We start from the raw sequence: 20153 nt of genomic DNA, 5'->3' as shown, positions 1-20153 counted from the left end.
GTGGACCGTGCTCCCCTGCCGCCCGGAATAGAGCCCGCTGAACTGGCTTGGCACGACGGCGTCCCGGAGTCCATCCGGTTCGGCGATGTCTATTTCAGCCGTGACAATGGTCTCGAGGAAACACGCTACGTTTTCCTGCAACACAACCAGTTGCCCGAACGTTTCGCACAGATTCCCGAGGGCGGCAATTTCGTTATTGCCGAAAACGGCTTTGGAACCGGCCTGAACTTTCTCGCCGCCTGGCAAGCCTGGCAGCGACACGCTCCGGCCCATGCGGCGACGCTGCACTTCGTTTCCGTTGAACGTTTCCCCCTCACCCACGAGGACCTGGCCCGGGCCCTGGCACAGTGGCCCGAACTGGCTGCGCTGGCCGACGAACTGCTTCTGCATTACCCACCCCTGGTGCGTGGGGTACACAGGCTGGTCCTGGCCGGGGGGCAGGTTCGACTGACGCTATTTTTCGGCGACATTAACGACGCCTGGCAATCCCTGGATTTTCAAGCCGACGCCTGGTTTCTGGACGGGTTCGCTCCGTCCCGCAACCCGGATATGTGGCTGGAAAACATCATCAACAAGATCCGTGCACACAGCAGGCCGGGTACAACTCTGGCGACCTTTACCTCCGTTGGCCGGATTCGTCGGGCCTTGATGGGGGCCGGATTCCGGATGGAAAAAACCGCCGGATACGGTCGCAAACGGGATATGCTGAAAGGCGTTCTTGTCGCGGAGAACCCGGCACCCATCAAAACGGCTCCCACGGAACAACAGGAATCGATCTTAATCATCGGCGCAGGTGTTGCCGGCTGCGCACTGGCAAGAAACCTGGCAGACCGGGGATACCCGGTAACACTGATCGACGCCCATGGCCCGGGTGCAGCAGCCTCGGGCAACGCCCAGGGCGCCCTGTATGTGAAGCTGGGCGTAGAGTTCAACGACCAGACCGAGCTGGCGCTCACAGCACTCTCGTTCGCGCAGCGTTTCTACCACAACTGGCGCGACCAGCACTGGCATCCGACCGGCCTGCTACAGCTGGCCCACAATCCCCAGGAAGCGGACCGGCAGCGGAGGTTTCTCCAAAGGAACGACTACCCCCGGAGTATCTTTTACCCGGTGACCCGGGAACAGGCCAGCGCCCTGACAGGCGTGCCAACGGAATCGGGCGGGCTCTGGTTCCCCGGCAGTGGCTGGCTCGAACCCGCAAACCTTTGCAAGGAACTGGCGAACCACCCGCTGATATCCACGGTGTTCCATAGCGAGGTCAACAATCTTCGGCGTTCGGACGGCACATGGAGCATTTCGACGGAAAACAACAGATCGATCACCGCTGACCGGGTGGTCATCTGCTCGGGCCATCTCAGCCCGGAGCTTATCCCGACAAAGGGTCGTTTCCGGTTGAAAGCCATTCGTGGCCAGGTTAGCCACCTGCCAGCGACAGCTCTCAGAGGCCCAACGGCCGTTATCTGTGGTAACCGGTATTTGAACCCTGCACTGGGCGAGTTTGCCGTAACCGGCGCAACCTTCGATCTACGTGATAACAACCCATTGCCCACCGTGGAAAGTCATAACGAGAACATCGACGAACTCGGCTCGATGCTGCCTGCGGTGTTTTCCGATGAAAGCGATGCGCTTCGCGGGGAGGAACTCAGTGGCCGGGTTGCCTTCCGATGCACCACCCATGACTACCAGCCGGTGGCCGGACCCGTTTTCGACGGCGAGAGCGGCGATCTCGATAGCCTTTACCTCCTTACTGGCCTTGGCAGCAAAGGACTGACCTACGCACCGCTCCTGGCCGAATATCTGGCTGACTTGCTCACCGGACAACCTCCCTGCCTTCCCGCGAACCTGGCCAAACGCCTTGAAACCCGACGCCTCTATCAGACGAATGTGGTGGTTTCGTAATAAACTCCAGCTGAAGTTTCCGGTCAGACTGCCGATAACCATCGAAATGGTGGCATAGTCACGGAGAGAACCCATGTCCATTTTTGTCAGCGAACCCGGCCGCCCGGTCGGAACCCGGCTACCGGAAACATTCCGGGCAAGGCCCGTGGGTGATGTTACAGAGCTGGCAGAAACCCAGAGCATCAATCCTGGCCGAAGTGAGGCAACGGACGCCGAGTTCCAGCAGGCCGCCAATGCCGGTCGCTACAAAGCACTGGAGGAATACGGCGCGGCGGCCGCTGGCGAGCGCCGTGAAGACCGCCCGTATCTGCCGGTATCCAGCATCTCGTCTCAAACCCTGTATTCCGTTCCGGCGTCTGCAACGATTTCTGAGGCTTTAACCGTCATGGACGAGCACCAGGTGCACCACCTTGTGATCATGGCGGACAACAACGTTGCCGGCCTTGTCGACCTGCGTTGGCTCCTGGGCTGGCTTCACGAGAATGAAGCCGATGCCATGAGCCAGAGCCTGGTTCACATCGAGTTGCCCGCCTTCCTGACAGCCTCACCCGAGACCGATGCCCACCAGCTTGCCAGACTTATGCTGGCCCACCAGCTCAATGCCGCCCTGGTGGTAGATGCGAAAGGCGCCGCCTCCGGAATTGTTACCAGCACGGACTACCTGCGACTCTACGCCAGCTCAGGCCGCCATCAGGGAACGGTGTAGCCCCCACGTTCCCTAATTCAGAGGCGTCAACAGTTCTCCCTCTGGACTGAAGAGAAGCACATACCAGTTGTTGCCGACTCGGGTTAATGCAGGTATTTCGTCATCGCGGTAGTTTTCGAGATCCACTATGGCAGAGTCATCGGCCGCAAGCTGGTATCGCCAGTTGTTTCTGAATTCCGACTCTTCCTCTTCCGTCTCCGGTTCTGTAACCAGCGATACCCGGGCAGCGATGCCCTGCTCCATTCCGGACACCACACCGCCGCTGGCGAAGTCGCCGTTCGTGGTACCCGCCACAACCATGTCGCCATCGAAATCAGCCAACCCAAGAAATGCCTCGCTGGACTGATCGTCTTCGTCATTCAGGGTGAAGGCCCGACTGACATTCCCGGCGGCTGAATATCCCAGCAGGAACCCGGCAGCACTGGAAAGCGCCTCCCTCTCCAGAACGGGGTCTTCCTCGTCCTGCTCCAGCACAGAATAGGATCCATCACTGGCACCAATCAGCCAGAGCGTGCTACCGGTATACAGTCCGTTGGAAACCGGTTCATCGCCAGTGGTGCCAACCTGTTTGACATCAAGTTCGCTGGTGGCACTGGAGGCGTTAAAGAAGAAGGCATCAATGCCGCCGATGACTGAAGCGCCTTCCACAGATCCCGCGGCCGAACCAAACAACCCGGGGTTCACAGATTCTGTGCTGCCGCCGGCAACACGGTCATCGGCTGCTGAGCCGGCCTGGCGGGTCCAGGCAACCGCAGGCTGCTGCGTGTTGCCGTCCAGTTCAGTATCAATTCGCTGCAGGAAGCTGTCCCTGCCGCCCGATCCCTGCTGCTGATCAAACACACCTTCCGTTTCCCCGGCCAGGATGACATAGCCGGTGTCACGGTTGATTCCGGCCCAGCGAACCTGATCATCAGCATCCGTTCCGGTCCGGATGGTCCAGGTGGGAACGTATTCGCCACCGTTGGTGGCGGAATCAAACCAGTAAAGCGATGTCACTGAATCCAGGCGGCCCAGACCGGACGTTCCCGCCACCGACTGATCGGTGCTGTAGGCCACGACAAATTCGAACCGGTCTACCTTGGTCCCACCCTCGGTCACCTTCCGCTGCACCACGTTTATGACCGGATCCGGAGCGCTCAGGCTGTCGCTCGCAGAGGATATGTCAACCTGCTGCAACTGAGTGCCTCGTTGGTCAAAAATCCGCACCAGCACCCGGTCGTTATCCTGGGTGTCGTAGCCGGCAACGAACAGCCTGCCGTCATGGCCCATCGAGATGTCTGTGGCCACAAAGCCGTCGCCAGGGTTCAGAGCAAGCGGAGACGTCAGCTCGTTGAGGCTGACCCGGATCAGGTTTTCAGCCTCCGCCCGGGCATAATCCTCTCGACCGGCCTGGAAGTTCTCGTTGAGGCCCAGCAGGATAAACCGGTCACTGAAGGCCGGGTTGGCATAGCCAGCCTCCGGTACCCGAATCCGGAAAGGCACTTCATCGGTCCCTTCTGGAAAAATCAGTTCGTCATTCTCAACCCAGTTTCCGTCTTCCAGTCGCTCGATAACGAACTCGGATTCGAGACGTGCGGTGGAGTCTTCGGTGTGGCTCAGCTTCGCAAAAATATCCCGGTCTCTGTCTCCAGAGAGTCTCGCGACGTATTCGCGCACAGCACCCACGTTCAGCGTATCCCTGCCGCCACCGTTTACAGTTTCCAGCGACAGAACCGGCTCGTTGTCCTGAATGGACAAATTGGTAACGACACCACCGTTACCGCTGCCAAGACCGGCCAGACCGGATCGCACTTCTGTCAGTGCCAGGCGAAGGGACTCGACGGGCTCGGCAAAGCTGTCCTCGACCACCTCCAATGGCAGATAACACTCGGTAATACCCGGCTCAAGTGTGATCACACCGCGCGTATAGAAACCCTGTTCGTCAAGCTCATAGTCGATATAGTCCAGCTCGCTTTCCCCCGTCTCATCGGGAGGCAATGAACTGTTGCTGCCCAACCCGACAATGTCCGTGCCGAGGATGGCATCTCCCGCATTGGAGGCACTGTGATCGCAGTTCTGGTGTGGAGGCGAGAATCCGACGTCGCAACTGGATGCGTCATAGTCAGACAAAAGCTCAAAAGCTACCGCTACCCGGGTTACCGACGGTTGATCCAGGGTAACCTTGACGAAGACGCGGCGCGTCGGAAGTGTCAGCTCCCTGGTACCGGATACGGAGCCGTCATCGTTGTAGAGATTGATGGTAACGCTGTGCTCACCTTCGGTTTCAAGATCAGGCAAGGTACATTGTTCACGGTTACTGGCAGGGATTTCCGGGCTTTCACCTTCCGTAAACGGCTCTGCATCCAGAGACATGACATTATATTTCACATCAATATCGAACGGCTGGGCGCCAGCCATGCGGCCGTCGGTTGTTACCAGATTGATGCCTTCGGTCTTGCCCAGGTCCGCCTCTCCTCGACTACCGCCGGAGAGACCGGGGACACCGCGCATAATGATGCCCTGGCGGGCCTTGTTACTGGTGTCCTCTAGCGCCAGCCAGGACGGCGCATTGGTCAGGGAATAATCAAGGATATCTTCGCCACCGTAGGCCCCGAAGTTGTAGGAGTATTCAACACCGAGATAGGCGAACACCGGCGGTACGCCAAGGATTGTGGGCTGGTCGGGATCCTTTTCCGTCTTGCACGCAGCAAGCCCCAGTGAAAGCAGGGCCAGAACGGCAAGTTGGCGAACAGGATGAATGCGGGAGAGAAAATCGGCGCCCATGAAAAAATCCGTTTCAATCGTTGTTGTTATGGCAGCGACCACCCGGATGAAACATGAACACCGGGCGGTTTACACACCGTTACAGAACAACGCCATGGTAGCCAATTTGATACGCAGGGGATCTGCGCGAGTTCTCAGATTCGGTTAGCCCGCGCCCAGGCCGTGCTCTTCCAGCAACGCCACCAGCCCGGCTTCATCAAGAACAGGTACCTCTAACTGTTCAGCCTTGGCCAGTTTGGAACCGGCGGCCTCGCCAGCCACCACGCAGGCCGTCTTTTTAGAAACGCTTCCGGCCACCTTGGCTCCAAGGGATTCCAGCTTCTCTTTGGCTTCGTCCCGTGTCATTCCGGAAAGCGTACCGGTCAGCACCCAGGTCTGGCCTTTCAGAGGCTTCTCTCCCTCCCGGACTTCCTCTTCCTGCCACCTCACACCGGCTTCACGCAGGGCATCCAGGGTTTCGCGATTGTGGGTCTGCTCGAAAAAGCTACAGATATGACCCGCAACGATCGGCCCGACATCCGGAACCGTTTGAAGGCTCTCTTCATCCGCTGCAGCAATGGCCTCCAGAGTTCCGAAGTGGCCCGCCAGGGCTTTAGCGGTGGCCTCCCCCACCTCCCGGATGCCAAGGGCATAAAGGAACCGCCAGAGCACGGGGTTTCTGGCCCGATCAATGGCAGCCACCAGATTGGCCGCCGACTTTTCTCCCATTCGCTCAAGTTTCACCAGGTCGTCGGTGGTCAGGCGATACAGATCGGCAACGGTTTCCACCATGCCCTGATCCACCATGATATCTATCCACTTGTCTCCAAGGCCCTCAATATCGAGGGCTTTGCGGGAGGCATAGTGGCGAATGGCTTCCTTTCGCTGCGCGGGGCAGAACAGGCCCCCAGAGCAGCGGGCAACGGCTTCACCTTCGATCTGGATAACATCCGAGTCGCACACCGGGCACTGTCGGGGCAATTCTACTTCCCGGGCGCCTGAGGGGCGTTTTTCGGCCACCACTTTGACTACCTGCGGAATCACATCTCCGGCGCGGCGAATGAACACGGTATCGCCGATATGAACATCCAGTCGGCGAATTTCGTCCATGTTATGGAGGGTGGCGTTGCTCACCGTTACACCGCCCACGAACACGGGTTTTAACCTCGCAACCGGGGTAACCGCGCCAGTACGACCGACCTGGAATTCCACGTCCTCGATAACCGTGAGTTCCTCCTGAGCCGGAAACTTCTGGGCAATCGCCCAACGAGGGGCCCGGGATACAAAACCCAGGGCCTTTTGCTGGTCAAGCCGGTTCACCTTGAAGACGATACCGTCGATTTCGTAGGGGAGTCCGTCCCGTTTGTCCATCAGCTCGCTGTAGGCTTCAAGGCATTCCTCCGCGCCCTTGGCCTTGCGCATCTCGGGATTAATACGGAAACCCCAGCTCTGGACTCTCTTGAGCCCCTCCCACTGGGTATCCGGCAAGAGGCTTTCGTCGGTTACCGCAACGCTGTAGGCGCACATTTCGAGAGGGCGTCTGGCGGTTACTGTCGATTTTTTCTGCCGGAGGCTGCCGGCCGCCGCATTACGGGGATTAACGAAGGTCTTCTCGCCACGCTCCGCCAGGCGGCGATTAAGCTGCTCGAAACCGTCCTTCGGCATGTAGACTTCGCCGCGGACCTCCACCAGATCGGGCACGTCGTCGCCACGGAGCTTCAGCGGCACCGAGGGAATGGTTCGGATATTGGCGGTTATGTCCTCCCCGGAATAGCCATCCCCCCGGGTGGCGGCGGTCGTCAGGGCGCCATTCTCGTAGTGCAGGCTCACCGCCAGCCCGTCCAGCTTCGGTTCACAGACATACTCCACGTCCTCAGTGATACCGAGCCGATCTTTTACCCGCCGGTCAAAGTCACGAAGTTCGTCCTCGCTGAACGCATTATCCAGCGACAGCATGGGCAGCCTGTGCACTACCTCCTCAAAGCTGGTTTCCGCGGCGCTGCCAACCCGCCGCGTGGGCGACGTGTCCGAAGCCAACTCCGGATAATCGGTTTCCAGGCCCTGCAATTCCCGGAACAACCGGTCGTATTCCGCATCTGGAACACGCGGGTCATCCAGCACGTAATAGCGGTAGTTATGGTCATCAATCGCCGAACGGAGTTCTTCAACACGCTGAATGATGTCGGGCGTGGCTTTGCTCATGGACTGGCACTCTCGTCTCTCAAAAAAATGCCCGGAACAAACCGGGCATCTGGCCTTCTTTTACCGCCTGGTTTCAGACTCGCTGGGAACGTTGCTTGCGCTCGAACTCCCGAATCCTCTGGCGGCAGTGCTCGATTGTCTGAGGGGTCATCACGCTCCGGCGCTCATCCTTAAGCTCGCCGCCAAGGTTACGAACCACGGCCTGGGCTGTCTCAAGCATGAAGTCAAACGCCTGCAGCGCATTGGTGGGCCCGGGCATACTCATGAAGAAACTGATACCGGGCGTGGCCAGGGTCGGCATATCGCCCGGCTTGAACGTGCCGGGTTCCACGGCATTGGCAACACTGAACTGGACCGGGCTGGTGGTATCGGACTCCTCGTGCCGGTGATAAATGTCCATATCACCGTGCTCCAGACCACAGGCTTCGAACAACTTCTTCAGGGCCACCCCCTTGAAGTCTTCACCGCTCTTGGCCAGGACATTGATCACAATCACTTCCCGGGCTTCAGGGCGATTCGCACCTGCCAGCGGCTGACCACTGACCGCTCGGGAAGGTTCACGCCGTGCCGTGTCTTCCTCTACTTCGGTTGTTACCGTAGGCGGGACTGCTTCCGCCTCATCTTCGATGGCCCCCCAACCTGATTCGAGCTCGGTTTCTTCAGGCTCATGACTGGACAACCTGAAATCGGGATCCGACTCAACGGGTTCATCGTGATACCCGGCAGCCGGCTCGCTTTCCGGCTCCGGATGCAGATCCGGTTCTGGCGACTCCCGATGTTCTTCCCTGGCAGCAGCTGTTACCGGGCGGGTCGGTTTGGGTTTCGGAGAACCAAATCGGCTGGGCTTTTCACGCTTTACATAGCCACGTTCTTCGAGTGTGTCGCGGGAGATGGTTCGTGCGCCGCCGTTGGGCAACTCCGGGTTGTACTCGTCATCGAGTGGCGAATCCTCGAGCTCATCGGCGCCCATGCCCGATGAGATTGCCATGGATTCCTTCCGGGCACGCCGCATGCGGCGCACGCCATCAATGACAATGCCGATAATAACCAGGGTACCGATGGCAATTAACCATTCCCTAAGTGACATAGTGCTGCTGTCCTGTTTGCAGATCCCGTAACGTTGCTACTCTAAGAAAAGCCCGTAATGAATACAACGCACACCCGGGCCAGATGGCGTTTTTGTCATGGTTGCCCGATTTCTGACCAGCCTCAAGCCTCCGCCAGCGCCGCAGCCTCGTCCACGTCCACCGACACCAGGCGCGAGCAACCCGGTTCATGCATGGTTACCCCCATCAACTGATCCGCCATCTCCATGGCAATCTTGTTGTGGGTAATGTAGATGAACTGAACCTGTTTCGACATTTCCTTGACCATGTTGGCATAGCGACCCACGTTGGCATCATCCAGCGGCGCATCTACCTCATCCAGCATACAGAAGGGTGCCGGGTTCAGCTGGAAAATCGAAAAAACCAGGGCGATAGCCGTAAGGGCCTTTTCACCACCTGACAACAGGTGGATGGTGCTGTTCTTCTTGCCGGGCGGCCTGGCCATGATCGCAACGCCGGTTTCAAGAAGATCCTCGCCGGTTAGCTCCAGATAGGCGTTACCGCCTCCGAAAACCTTCGGGAACAGCGCCTGCAGACCGCCGTTCACCTGGTCAAAGGTTTCCTTGAAGCGTTGCCGGGTTTCCCGGTCAATCTTCCGTATGGCGTTGTCCAGTGTTTCCAGGGCTTCCATCAGGTCTTCATGCTGGGAATCCAGGTAGGTCTTGCGCTCACTCTGAACCTGATATTCCTCGATGGCCGCCAGGTTAATCGCGCCCAGGCGCTGAATTCGGTTGCCGATTCGCTCCAGTTCGTCTGCCCAGTCTTTTTCATTCGCACCCTCGGGCAACTGGGCGAGGATATCCTGAAGTTTTACGTCCAGCTCCTTGAGCTGATCGACATGGTTCCCGGAACGGATTTCCAGGGCCTGGGACTCCATTTTCAGTTTTTCGAGTCGGGACCGGACTTCCTGAATGCGATGATCGGTTCCGCTTCTGCCCTGTTCCTTTTCCCGCACTTCCCGATCAATCTCTTCCAGCGCGTCGCGAGCAGCGCCCAGCTTTTCCTCTTCCGCCAATCGCCGGTCCAGCAGCCCTTCGAGCTGCATCTGCAGGTCTTCGATGGGCTCTTCGGCGCTTTCCCGGGACTCCCTCAGAATCTCCAGGCGCTCGTCGATACGCTCCTTCTGCAACTGCATCCGATCAATCGTCTGCCTGAGGCCGTCACGTTGACTGTGCAGGGTCTGCAGCTGGAGCTGCAGCTGATGCGCGTGGTCGCGGTCGTGCCGGGCCTCCTGGCGAAGCCGATCCAGGCTTTCGCGCAAGGTATCGCGCTGCTCCAGCAACCGCTCTTTCTCTTCATCGCTGTCTTCGGTGGAAGCCAGCGCCAGTTGCCAGTCTTCCCGGGCATCCTGAAGACTCTCTTTCTGGCCCTCGAGGTTTTCGGACACGTCCTGGATATCGTCCCGGATTCGCTGCAGACGGGCATCAATCTGCTCGGCACGTGCTCGTAGGCCGCTGACCCTGGACGCCAGGGTGCTCAGTTCACGATCTGCCTCGCTCAGACGGGTCTGGGCCTCATCCCGGGCTGCTTCCGAACGCTCTGCCCGTTCCTGGAGCTCTTCCAGCCGTTCGGTAGCCGCCTCCAGCGACTCCTCCGCCTCGGCCAGTTGCGCGGTCAGTTCGGTCACCTTCTTCTGCCGCTCAATCACCCCGACCTGGCCGGCATCAGAGTCCGGCATCAGGACCCACTCCCGGGATATCCAGACGCCCTCGGGTGTCATCAGGCTTTGACCGTCCCGAAGCCCCGATCGCATACCCATGGCGTCAGAGACGGTTTCGACGGTATCGATGCCGCGAAGCAACGAGGCAATTCCCGGCACTCCGGAAACCTTGGCCGCCAACCCGGAACGCTCACTGCCGTCTGTGGCTTCTGCCTCCACCAGCGCCAACCCCTTTGGCGCTTCTTTCATGGCGGATGAGAGCTGATCAATATCGGGAAGGCAGAGACCCTGGGTAAAACGCCCAATAACCTGTTCGACAGCAAACTCCCAGCCATCGGTAATCTGAAGCTGGCTGGCCACCCGGGGCATATCGCTGAGGGCGTTCTGTGACAGCCAGGATTGCAGAACATCATCCCCGGCCCCCATCTGCTCATCCAGAAGGGATTGCTGGGACTCCAGGGACGCACGAAGGCTCTGCACCCGTTGGCGTTCTTCAGAGAGCGCCTGCTCGGCATCACGCTGTTGCTGCCGGGCTTCGTAGAGCTCGTCCTGAACGGATGCAATCCGTTCGGCCGCCTCTTCGCGCTTCAGCTCCAGGGTTTCCTGCTGTTCCAGCAGGTCTTCGAGCTCGGCGCGGTCCATCTGACCTTCCAGCAACTCCTGTTCGTCCTGAAGCTTGCGTTGGCGGGCCAGCAGTTGCTCAATGGCATCCTCAAGCGAGCGGATTCTGGACTGGGCCAGCTCTGCCTGGCGCCGCGCGTCCGATGAACGGGCACTGAAGTCTTCCCACTGGTGCTGCCAGTCACTCATTGCGTCTTCGGCCTGCTGCAACTTCTCACCAGACTCCTCGGAGCGAATTGCCAGCGCTTCCTGCTCCGGCTCCATCATGTCGAGTTCTTCCTGGATTCCCGCAAGCTTGTCCTCATCCTGCTCCAGCTCGCGGGCCAGTTCTCTCTGGTTCGCCATGGCCTGGTCCAGCTCAGCCGCCATTTGCCGGCTGCGTTCACGCTGGTGTTCGAGGCTCTGCTCAATACGGGCGATATCGGCCCCGGCTTCGTAATAGCGTGCCTGTGCCCGGTTGAAATGCTCGGTCCGTTCCTGGTGATTGTCGCGCAGGGATTCCAGGGAGGTCTCCAGGCTGACCCGCTCGGTGAGGTATTTCTCAAGCTCGAGCTCGGTATCCCGGATCTTGCCTCGCCAGGCTTGCAAGTCATTGTCGAGGGATTGCCAGCGCAGCACCGTCAGTTCGGCTTTTTTCTGGCGCTCTTCCTGCTTGTAGGCCTTGTACTTCTCGGCTGCGGCTGCCTGACGCTCCAGGTGTTGCAGTTGGCGGCCCAGCTCTTCCCTCAAATCGGTCAGACGCTCCAGGTTTTCCTGGGTCCGGCGGATACGGTTCTCCGTTTCCCGGCGCCGCTCCTTGTATTTTGAAATGCCGGCCGCTTCTTCAATATAGATCCGAAGCTCTTCCGGTTTGGCCTCAATCAGCCGGGAAATCATGCCCTGTTCAATGATGGCATAGCTCCGCGGGCCGAGACCGGTGCCGAGGAACAGGTCTGTAATGTCGCGACGCCGGCACTTGGAGCCATTCAGGAAATATTCGGACTGCCCTTCCCGGGAAACGCGGCGGCGAACGGAGATTTCGTTGAATTTCACGAATTCACCGGGCGCGGAACCATCGCTGTTATCAAACACCAGTTCGATAGAGGCCTGTCCCACAGGCTTTCTTGCACTGGAACCATTGAAAATAACGTCTGTCATGGATTCGCCGCGCAGGTACTTGGCGGAGCTCTCGCCCATGACCCAACGCACCGCATCGATGATGTTGGACTTGCCGCACCCATTGGGGCCGACCACGGCCGTCATGTTGGAGGGGAACGGAACCGTGGTGGGATCTACGAACGATTTGAAGCCGGACAGTTTGATGGACTTCAGACGCATATCAGGCGCTCGCTTCCTGCCGGAGGATCGTCAACACCTGCTGCCGCTGGTGCTCCCCAAAGGCCTGGATAACGGCTTGCAGCCGATCAGTGTCGTCGTTGACGGCGGCATCCGCCAGTTGCCGAAAGAAGGTGGCCGTTTCACCGATTTCTTCCCGGAAGTGTTCCAGCGCCACAAAATAGGTGCGGCTGATGGCCGGTCTGAAATTCTCGAGGGTTTCTTCCAGAAACGGGTTTTCGACCAGGCCGTAGGCGTAACGCATAACCCCGAAACCCGCATCAATAACCTGCTCGGCGGCGTCGGCACTGGTGGCGTTAAGGGCATCAATGACTGCCTGTAATTCACGGACCTGGCCCATGACACCGCCGAGCTCCCTGCCAGACCAGCGCTCAAGTACCTTGCGCCCAAGCATGCAGAGGAGGTCGATATAGATGTCGTAGAGGCTGTTGACGCTTTCTGGCGTCAGGCTGGACACCACCGCACCCCGCCGGGGGAAAATCTCGATCAGATGACGGCGTTCCAGAATGAGCAGTGCTTCCCGAACGGAGCCACGGCTGACATTCAGTTCTCCCGACACCTTCAATTCCTGAATGCGTTCGCCGGGCTTGAGATCTCGCGTGATGATTCGTTGACCCAGATGCTGGGCAATTTGTTCAGACAGACTTTCCGGGGCCTGAAACCTCATAAAGTTGGTCACTCATTCCTGAAGACGGCACGATTTCAAACGCAGAAGTTTACCACAGGGAATCTATAGCCCCACCCCTTGTCTGACATTTTGCACAGCCCGGGAACATCGCGGCAAATCACTGCCGGTTTTTTGACGGCAAATCGGGAACGACAGCCGAAAAATCAGAAACCAAGTGATTTTAGCCTCGTTACTCGCTGTTTTTGTTAGCTTTTTATGACTGGGCACGGTTTCTGCTTTGCACACGCAAAGCACTGTAAACTTCTGCGACAGAGTGAACCGTAGTGAAAAACATACCGTCGATCCATCAGTCTCCTTCCCAGCCCCAGAAACTGGCCGCGCTGCGTCAGGCACACCAGGACTGGAACAATACGCCGGATGTACTCACCAGGCTGACGCGCCGGCTGTCCACCACCCTGTCGCTGGAACAGCAGCTGGCGATCCTGGCCGAAGAGCTGGTCGCTATTGTTCCATTCAGTGCGCTCAACTACCGGCACCGGATCGGGAAACAGGATTTCGTCTATGCCACAGGCATGGGGGGCCCACACCGCTGCGAGTACCGGCTGAGTCTCGAAGGTGTCAATTATGGGACCCTGGTACTGCAACGTCGGCAGAGGTTCTCGGAACAGGAGCTGGAAGGCGTCGAAATGGTTCTGAGTGCGGCGATCTGCCCGATTCGCAACGCCTGCCAGTACGTGGCCATTGAGCAGGCATCTCTGACAGATTCCCTGACCGGCATACCCAACAAACGCGCCCTGGACGACGCTCTGCAACGCTCCAGCCTGTTATCAGAGCGCCATGGCGAGCCCTACTCGCTCGTCCTCTGCGATCTGGACCACTTCAAGACGGTGAACGACACTCACGGCCATGTGGTTGGCGACCATCTTCTGCAATTGGCCGCATGCGAGATCGAAAAGTCGATCCGAACCTCGGATTCAGTCTACCGCTTTGGCGGCGAGGAGTTTGCTATCCTGCTCCCGCATACCTCGGAGCAGGATGCCAGGGATGTTGCAGAGCGCGTTCGCGAGGCGATCGCCGCTATCCGGGTTGATGGCGGAGAGAAGGAACTGAGGGTCACAACGAGTTGTGGCGTTGCCACCTTCCTGCCCAAGGAGGCACCCCAGGCCTGGCTGGCAAGGGCGGACGAGGCCCTCTATCGTGCCAAACACCAGGGCCGTAACTGCACCCGGGTGTTTGCCACTATTTCGTAACGCTCAGCCCCGGGGCGTCTTGCTTCGGGCTCTATCTGGCCGGGGAGCACGCCCGGCTGGTTTGGCAGGTTTGGTGTCGCTGACAGCCCATTTGTTACCGGGTGTTTTCTTACCGGACCGGCCAGGGCTTTTCCGCCTCTGACGGTCGTGGGCCGCTTTCTCATTTGGTGTTTTCTGCGGAATTTCAACCGCTTCGAGACCAACCGTGCGGCTCAGGGTGTCTACTGCGCGCTGATCCAGCTCTTCCCATTTTCCTACGATCAGCCTGCTCGGCAGGAAGATCGGCCCGTAGCGCACGCGCTTCAGCCGACTGACGCGAACACCCTGGGATTCCCAAAGACGACGCACTTCCCGATTGCGCCCTTCCAGCAAGGTCACGTGGAACCAGCGATTTATACCGCTACCGCCGGCCGGAGAGATATCGGTGAACTTGGCCATGCCATCTTCCAGGAGAACGCCCTGAAGCAGGCGCTCGATCATCGCATCGTCCACTTCCCCGAAGATCCGTACCGCGTATTCCCGATCAATCTGGTTGGACGGGTGCATCAGGCGATTCGCCAACTCGCCGTCTGTGGTGAAGAGCACCAGACCCGTGGTATTGATATCCAGCCGTCCGATGGAAATCCACCGGTGCTCCTTGAGGCGTGGCAAACGATCAAACACCGTCGGCCGCCCCTCAGGATCCTTTCGAGTGGTAACCTCACCCTCCGGCTTGTTATAAATCAGTACCCGGCGCATCACTTCCGCCGCACCGGACACTTCCAGTCGCTTGCCGTCGAGTTCGAAGCGATCCTCAACAGTCGCTTTTTGCCCGGGCGCCACAGGTTGCCCGTTGACCAGCAGGCGGCCGGCTTCCATCCAGCCTTCAATTTCCCGGCGCGAACCGATGCCCGCGCGGGCAAGCAATTTCTGAATACGCTCTGGCCCACCCTGGCTCGCGTTGTCCTTGGCTGGTCTGGCTGGTTTGTTGGGGCGTTCTGCCGCCATGAAATCAATCCTTAGTATCTGACTGACACCCGAATGGCGTCAGTGAAGTGTCTGGCTCGAAGATTCGTCGTCGTTCTCGGCAGTCGTTGATTCGAACTCGATCTCCGCCTGCATGTTCTTTTCAATTTCCCGGCCGATCTCTTCAAGATCGCGGACTTCATTCAGGGGCGGCATCTGATCCAGGCCCGTGAGGTTAAAGTAGTCCAGAAACTGTTTCGTAGTCGCATACATGGCCGGACGGCCGGGAACATCCCGATGCCCAACGACGCGAACCCACTCTCGCTCAAGCAGGGTGCGAATGATATTGCTGCTTACCGTAACACCCCGAATATCCTCGATTTCACCCCGGGTGATGGGCTGCCGATAGGCGATCAATGCCAGGGTTTCAAGCAACGCCCGGGAATAGCGCTGGGGCTTTTCCTCAAACAAACGCCCGACCCAGGGCGCGAATTCTTCGCGGACCTGAATACGGTAGCCACTGGCAACCCTCTTCAATTCAAAACCGCGCCCTTCGCAAGCCGCTTCCAGAAGTACCATGACATGTTCCATTACCTGGCGTGCGGGGCGTTCCTCTTCACTGAACAGGTCCCGAAGCTGGTCGAGAGACAAGGGTTTGCCCGCAGCCAGCAGGGCCGCTTCAGCAATCGCCTGTATTCTCAGCAGGTGTTCTTCGTTCATGGTGTCTGATCCGTATTTCCGTGCTTTGAACGTTGGGAGCCCCTAGCTGGCTGCCCTGGCTCGAACATGAATAGGGCCCAGCACCTCGGCCTGGACAACCTCAATCAGCTGCTCTTTCACCAGCTCAAGCGTGGCCAGGAAGGTCACCACGACGCCGAGCCGACCCTCTTCAATCGTAAACAGGCTTTCGAATGTCACAAAATGATCATCCTGAAGCACCGACAGGATTGCGGACATGCGCTCCCGGGTCGAAAGCCTTTCCCGTTCAACATGGTGACTGGTAAACAGGTCTGCCCGCTGAAGAACGCCTTGCAGAGCCAGCAGCATTTCCCGCAAGTCTACATCCGGATGGGGCTGACTGGAGGGCATCTTCGGCAGCGCGGCGGAGGCGGCAAAGGTATCGCGTTCCAGGCGCGGTAATTCATCAATATCTTCAGCAGCCTGCTTGAACCGTTCGTATTGCTGAAGCCGGCGAATCAGTTCTGCCCGGGGATCAACCTCTTCCTCATCGTCGCTTTCCTGTCGAGGCAACAGCATCCTCGATTTGATCTCCGCCAATGTGGCGGCCATCACCAGGTATTCCGCAGCCAGCTCGAACCGCATGGCCTCCACGGCACCGATGTAATCCATGTATTGCCGGGTAATTTCGCTAACGTCGATGTCCAGAATGTTCATGTTCTGGCGACGGATGAGATACAGCAGAAGATCCAGGGGCCCTTCGAACGCCTCAAGGAAGACGGCAAGGGCGTCCGGCGGAATGTACAAATCCTTGGGAAGATCCACCACCGGCTTGCCGGACACCCGCGCCAGGGGCGACTGCTCCGGTGCAGCGTCCTGGGCTTCGGGCGTGGCCTGATCGGTGGATTCTTCAGTCATAACCTTTCACTCCGGGTCTGCGCACTGGCTGTATGCTCGTGGCACCGACTCCTGCGGATTCAACGGTAATGAAGCCCCATGGCGGCCCGGACTTCCTCCAGGGTGTCGCGGGCGGCGTCGCGGGCGTGCTCGCGACCTTCCTGGAGAATGGAATGAACCAGATCCGGATTGCCCTCATACTCCCGCGCGCGTTCGTGGAGCGGACGCTGCTCCTCGACAATCGCGTCAATCAACGGCTTCTTGCAATCCAGGCAACCGATGCCGGCACTGCGACAACCGGTCTGCACCCACTCCTGAGTGTCAGCATCGGAATAGATCTTGTGCATTCCCCACACCGGGCACTTTTCGGGTTCACCCGGATCCGTACGGCGGACTCGCTGGGGATCGGTCTGCATGGTGCGGACCTTCTGGGCAACACTGTCCGGCTCCTCCCGCAGTCCAATATAGTTGTTGTAGGACTTGGACATTTTCTGCCCATCCAGACCCGGCAACTTGGACTCCGGTGTCAGCAGCGGCTGCGGCTCTGGCAGAATCACCTTGCCACCACCCTCGATGTAGCCGTACAGACGCTCGCGATCGCCCAGGGAGATGTTCTGCTGTTCTTTCAACAGCGCACGAGCAGTTTCCAGGGCGTCCATGTCGCCCTCTTCCTGGTACCGCTTCTTCAGATTGCGGTACAGCTTGGCGTTTTTCTTGCCCATCTTCACAATGGCGCCTTCTGCCTGCTCCTCGAATCCGGGCTCACGACCGTAGATATGGTTGAAGCGACGGGCGATCTCCCGGGTAATTTCAACATGGGAGACCTGATCGGCACCGACCGGTACCTTCCCTGCCCGGTAAACCAGAATGTCTGCACTCTGAAGCAACGGGTAACCCAGAAATCCGTAGGTCGCCAGATCCTTCTCCCGCAGCTTCTCCTGCTGGTCCTTGAAGGTCGGCACACGTTCCAGCCAACCGAGAGGCGTAATCATCGACAGCAACAGGTGCAATTCTGCGTGCTCGGGTACCTGTGACTGAATAAACATGGTGGACGAACCCGGGTTCACACCGGCCGCCAGCCAGTCAATGACCATGTCCCAGACGCTCTGCTCAATGCCGGAGGGGTCGTCATAGTTGGTGGTCAGGGCGTGCCAGTCCGCCACAAAGAAAAAGCATTCGAATTCATGCTGGAGTTTAACCCAGTTTTTCAGCACACCGTGGTAGTGGCCAAGGTGAAGCTTGCCGGTCGGACGCATGCCGGACAAAACCCTTTGCTGGGAATCTACAGAACTCAAAGCACGAACTCCTTATTTGATATTGGAACCGCCATCATAGTTCAGGCGACCCGGCATTATAAATAAAAAACCCCCGCTCTGCAGGGCAGAAACGGGGGTTTTTGCTGAAAGAAGGCCAGCTTACCAGCCAGTGACTTCCTTCAGGGCCTGGCCGATCTCGGCCAGACTGCGGACGGTGCGAACGCCAGCGTCTTCCAGGGCGGCAAACTTCTCGTCTGCAGTACCCTTACCACCGGAGATGATGGCGCCAGCGTGGCCCATGCGCTTGCCCGGAGGCGCAGTAACACCAGCGATGTAGGAAACCACCGGCTTGGTGACGTTCTGCTTGATGTAGGCCGCGGCTTCTTCTTCGGCGGTACCGCCGATCTCACCAATCATCACAATGGCTTCAGTCTCAGGATCTTCCTGCAGCAGGGCCAGAATGTCGATGAAGTTGGAGCCCGGGATCGGGTCGCCACCGATACCGATACAGGTGGACTGACCGTAGCCGAAGTCGGTGGTCTGCTTGACCGCTTCGTAAGTCAGGGTACCTGAGCGGGACACGATACCAACCTTGCCCTTCTTGTGGATGTGGCCAGGCATGATGCCGATCTTGCACTCGTCCGGAGTGATAACACCCGGGCAGTTGGGACCAATCATGCGAACGCCCTTGCGATCCACGTATTCCTTGGCGTACAGCATATCGATGGTCGGGATACCTTCAGTGATACAGACGATCAGCTGAATGCCGGCATCCGCGGCTTCGATAATAGCGTCTTTACAGAAAGGCGCCGGTACGTAGATAACGGTCGCCTCTGCGCCGGTTGCTTCAACGGCGTCACGAACGGTGTTGAACACCGGAAGGCCGAGGTGCTCAGTGCCACCCTTGCCGGGGCTAACGCCGCCAACCATCTTGGTGCCGTAGGCAATTGCCTGCTCTGAGTGGAAGGTGCCCTGTGCGCCGGTAAAGCCCTGACAGATAACCTTGGTGTCTTTGTTAATCAGGATGCTCATTATTTACCCCCTGCGGCTTTAACAACTTGCTCTGCCGCATTCGACAGACTGGTAGCGGCAATGATGTTCAGGCCGCTATCGGCGAGTACCTGAGTACCCTTCTCCGCGTTGTTGCCTTCAAGGCGAACCACAACAGGAACCTTGACGCCGACTTCCTTCACGGCACCGATGATGCCTTCTGCAATCATGTCGCAACGAACGATACCGCCGAAGATGTTGACCAGAACCGCCTTGACGTTGGAGTCAGATAGGATGATCTTGAATGCTTCGGAAACACGCTCCTTGGTTGCACCGCCACCAACGTCCAGGAAGTTGGCAGGCTGGCCACCAGAAAGCTTGATGATGTCCATGGTGCCCATCGCCAGACCAGCACCGTTGACCATGCAGCCAATATTGCCTTCCAGGGCCACGTAGTTGAGCTCCCACTTGGCCGCTTCCGCTTCCCGGGAATCTTCCTGGGAGGGATCGTGCATCTCGTGGATCTTCTTCTGGCGATACAGCGCGTTACCGTCAACACCGACTTTGGCGTCGAGGCAATGCAGGTCACCGGCCGGGGTGATAACCAGCGGGTTGATTTCTACCAGCGCCAGGTCGCACTCTTCGAACAGTTTCGCCAGACCAATGAAGATCTTGGTGAACTGACCGATCTGCTTGCCTTCCAGGCCCAGCTTGAAGGCCAGCTCGCGGCCCTGGTACGGCTGTGCGCCGACCAGCGGGTCGATTTCAGCTTTCAGGATCTTCTCGGGCGTTTCTTCGGCAACCTTCTCGATCTCAACACCGCCCTCGGTGGAGGCCATGAACACGATGCGACGGGTGCCACGGTCAACGACCGCACCCAGGTACAGTTCCTGGTCGATGTCGGTGAGGGATTCAACCAGAATCTTGCTGACCGGCTGGCCATTTTCATCAGTCTGGTAGGTTACCAGGTTCTTGCCCAACCACTTTTCGGCAAACTCACGGATCTCGTCTTTGCTTTTAACCAGCTTAACGCCACCAGCCTTACCACGGCCGCCTGCGTGCACCTGGGCCTTCACTACCCAGCCATCACCGCCGATTTCGTCAGCAGCTGCTACTGCTTCCTTGGGAGTATCACAGGCAATGCCTTTGGATACGGGCAGGCCATATTCAGCGAAAAGCTGTTTGCCCTGATATTCATGCAAATTCATAGTTAATGTCCCGAATTAAAAAATTCCTGG

The 20153-nt window shown here is 58.5% G+C and carries 14 protein-coding genes; 3 read left to right on the top strand and 11 right to left on the bottom strand.

Annotated elements, in window-relative coordinates; all coding sequences use genetic code 11:
- Complete coding sequence (gene mnmC, locus AC13E3_RS10850) at window positions 1-1899, top strand: bifunctional tRNA (5-methylaminomethyl-2-thiouridine)(34)-methyltransferase MnmC2/FAD-dependent 5-carboxymethylaminomethyl-2-thiouridine(34) oxidoreductase MnmC1 (protein ID WP_482902044.1); 1899 nt, start codon at window positions 1-3, stop codon at window positions 1897-1899.
- 73 nt (window positions 1900-1972) lie between these two features.
- Entirely contained in the window at window positions 1973-2605 is a 633-nt protein-coding gene (locus tag AC13E3_RS10845; protein ID WP_008174418.1) for a CBS domain-containing protein, read from the top strand.
- Between the two features lie 12 nt (window positions 2606-2617).
- On the opposite strand, the gene AC13E3_RS10840 is transcribed toward AC13E3_RS10845, so the two are convergent.
- The 5 genes from AC13E3_RS10840 to AC13E3_RS10820 all read right to left on the bottom strand — a co-directional run bounded on the left by AC13E3_RS10840 (window position 2618) and on the right by AC13E3_RS10820 (window position 12938).
- A complete protein-coding gene (locus AC13E3_RS10840; RefSeq protein ID WP_482902043.1) occupies window positions 2618-5368 on the bottom strand; it encodes a hypothetical protein in 2751 nt (916 codons plus the stop codon).
- Between the two features lie 144 nt (window positions 5369-5512).
- The gene (ligA, locus tag AC13E3_RS10835) at window positions 5513-7549 is read right to left on the bottom strand and encodes an NAD-dependent DNA ligase LigA (RefSeq protein ID WP_288367410.1); all 2037 of its coding nucleotides are present in this window, start codon (window positions 7547-7549) and stop codon (window positions 5513-5515) included.
- Between the two features lie 73 nt (window positions 7550-7622).
- Window positions 7623-8636 (bottom strand): cell division protein ZipA, encoded by a 1014-nt coding sequence (gene zipA, locus AC13E3_RS10830; RefSeq protein ID WP_092032889.1) that lies wholly within the window; start codon window positions 8634-8636, stop codon window positions 7623-7625.
- Window positions 8637-8758: 122 nt separating this feature from the next.
- Window positions 8759-12253, bottom strand: a complete 3495-nt coding sequence (gene smc / locus AC13E3_RS10825) for a chromosome segregation protein SMC (RefSeq protein WP_482902042.1) — start codon at window positions 12251-12253, stop codon at window positions 8759-8761.
- A 1-nt stretch (window position 12254) separates the two neighbouring features.
- The gene (locus tag AC13E3_RS10820) at window positions 12255-12938 is read right to left on the bottom strand and encodes a GntR family transcriptional regulator (protein ID WP_092032883.1); all 684 of its coding nucleotides are present in this window, start codon (window positions 12936-12938) and stop codon (window positions 12255-12257) included.
- Between the two features lie 284 nt (window positions 12939-13222).
- Between AC13E3_RS10820 and AC13E3_RS10815 the strand changes: the two genes are divergently transcribed.
- Complete coding sequence (locus AC13E3_RS10815) at window positions 13223-14149, top strand: GGDEF domain-containing protein (protein ID WP_092032880.1); 927 nt, start codon at window positions 13223-13225, stop codon at window positions 14147-14149.
- Between the two features lie 3 nt (window positions 14150-14152).
- On the opposite strand, the gene rluB is transcribed toward AC13E3_RS10815, so the two are convergent.
- From rluB to sucC, 6 genes are all read right to left on the bottom strand, one after another.
- Window positions 14153-15136, bottom strand: coding sequence for a 23S rRNA pseudouridine(2605) synthase RluB (gene rluB, locus AC13E3_RS10810; protein WP_482902041.1), 984 nt, complete (start codon window positions 15134-15136; stop codon window positions 14153-14155).
- A 39-nt stretch (window positions 15137-15175) separates the two neighbouring features.
- Complete coding sequence (scpB, locus tag AC13E3_RS10805) at window positions 15176-15814, bottom strand: SMC-Scp complex subunit ScpB (protein WP_286804031.1); 639 nt, start codon at window positions 15812-15814, stop codon at window positions 15176-15178.
- 42 nt (window positions 15815-15856) lie between these two features.
- Complete coding sequence (locus tag AC13E3_RS10800) at window positions 15857-16690, bottom strand: segregation and condensation protein A (RefSeq protein WP_008174399.1); 834 nt, start codon at window positions 16688-16690, stop codon at window positions 15857-15859.
- 59 nt (window positions 16691-16749) lie between these two features.
- Window positions 16750-17964, bottom strand: a complete 1215-nt coding sequence (locus AC13E3_RS10795) for a tryptophan--tRNA ligase (protein ID WP_083231878.1) — start codon at window positions 17962-17964, stop codon at window positions 16750-16752.
- Between the two features lie 120 nt (window positions 17965-18084).
- Window positions 18085-18957, bottom strand: a complete 873-nt coding sequence (gene sucD, locus AC13E3_RS10790; protein ID WP_064228102.1) for a succinate--CoA ligase subunit alpha — start codon at window positions 18955-18957, stop codon at window positions 18085-18087.
- On the bottom strand, window positions 18957-20123 hold the full coding sequence (sucC, locus tag AC13E3_RS10785) for an ADP-forming succinate--CoA ligase subunit beta (RefSeq protein WP_064228101.1): 1167 nt from the start codon (window positions 20121-20123) through the stop codon (window positions 18957-18959). The genes sucD and sucC overlap by 1 nt, the downstream gene beginning before the upstream one ends.
- Window positions 20124-20153: the final 30 nt, after the last annotated feature.

The sequence above is a fragment of the Marinobacter sp. L-80 genome (assembly GCF_056859395.1).
This window is presented reverse-complemented; position numbering and strand designations above follow the sequence as displayed.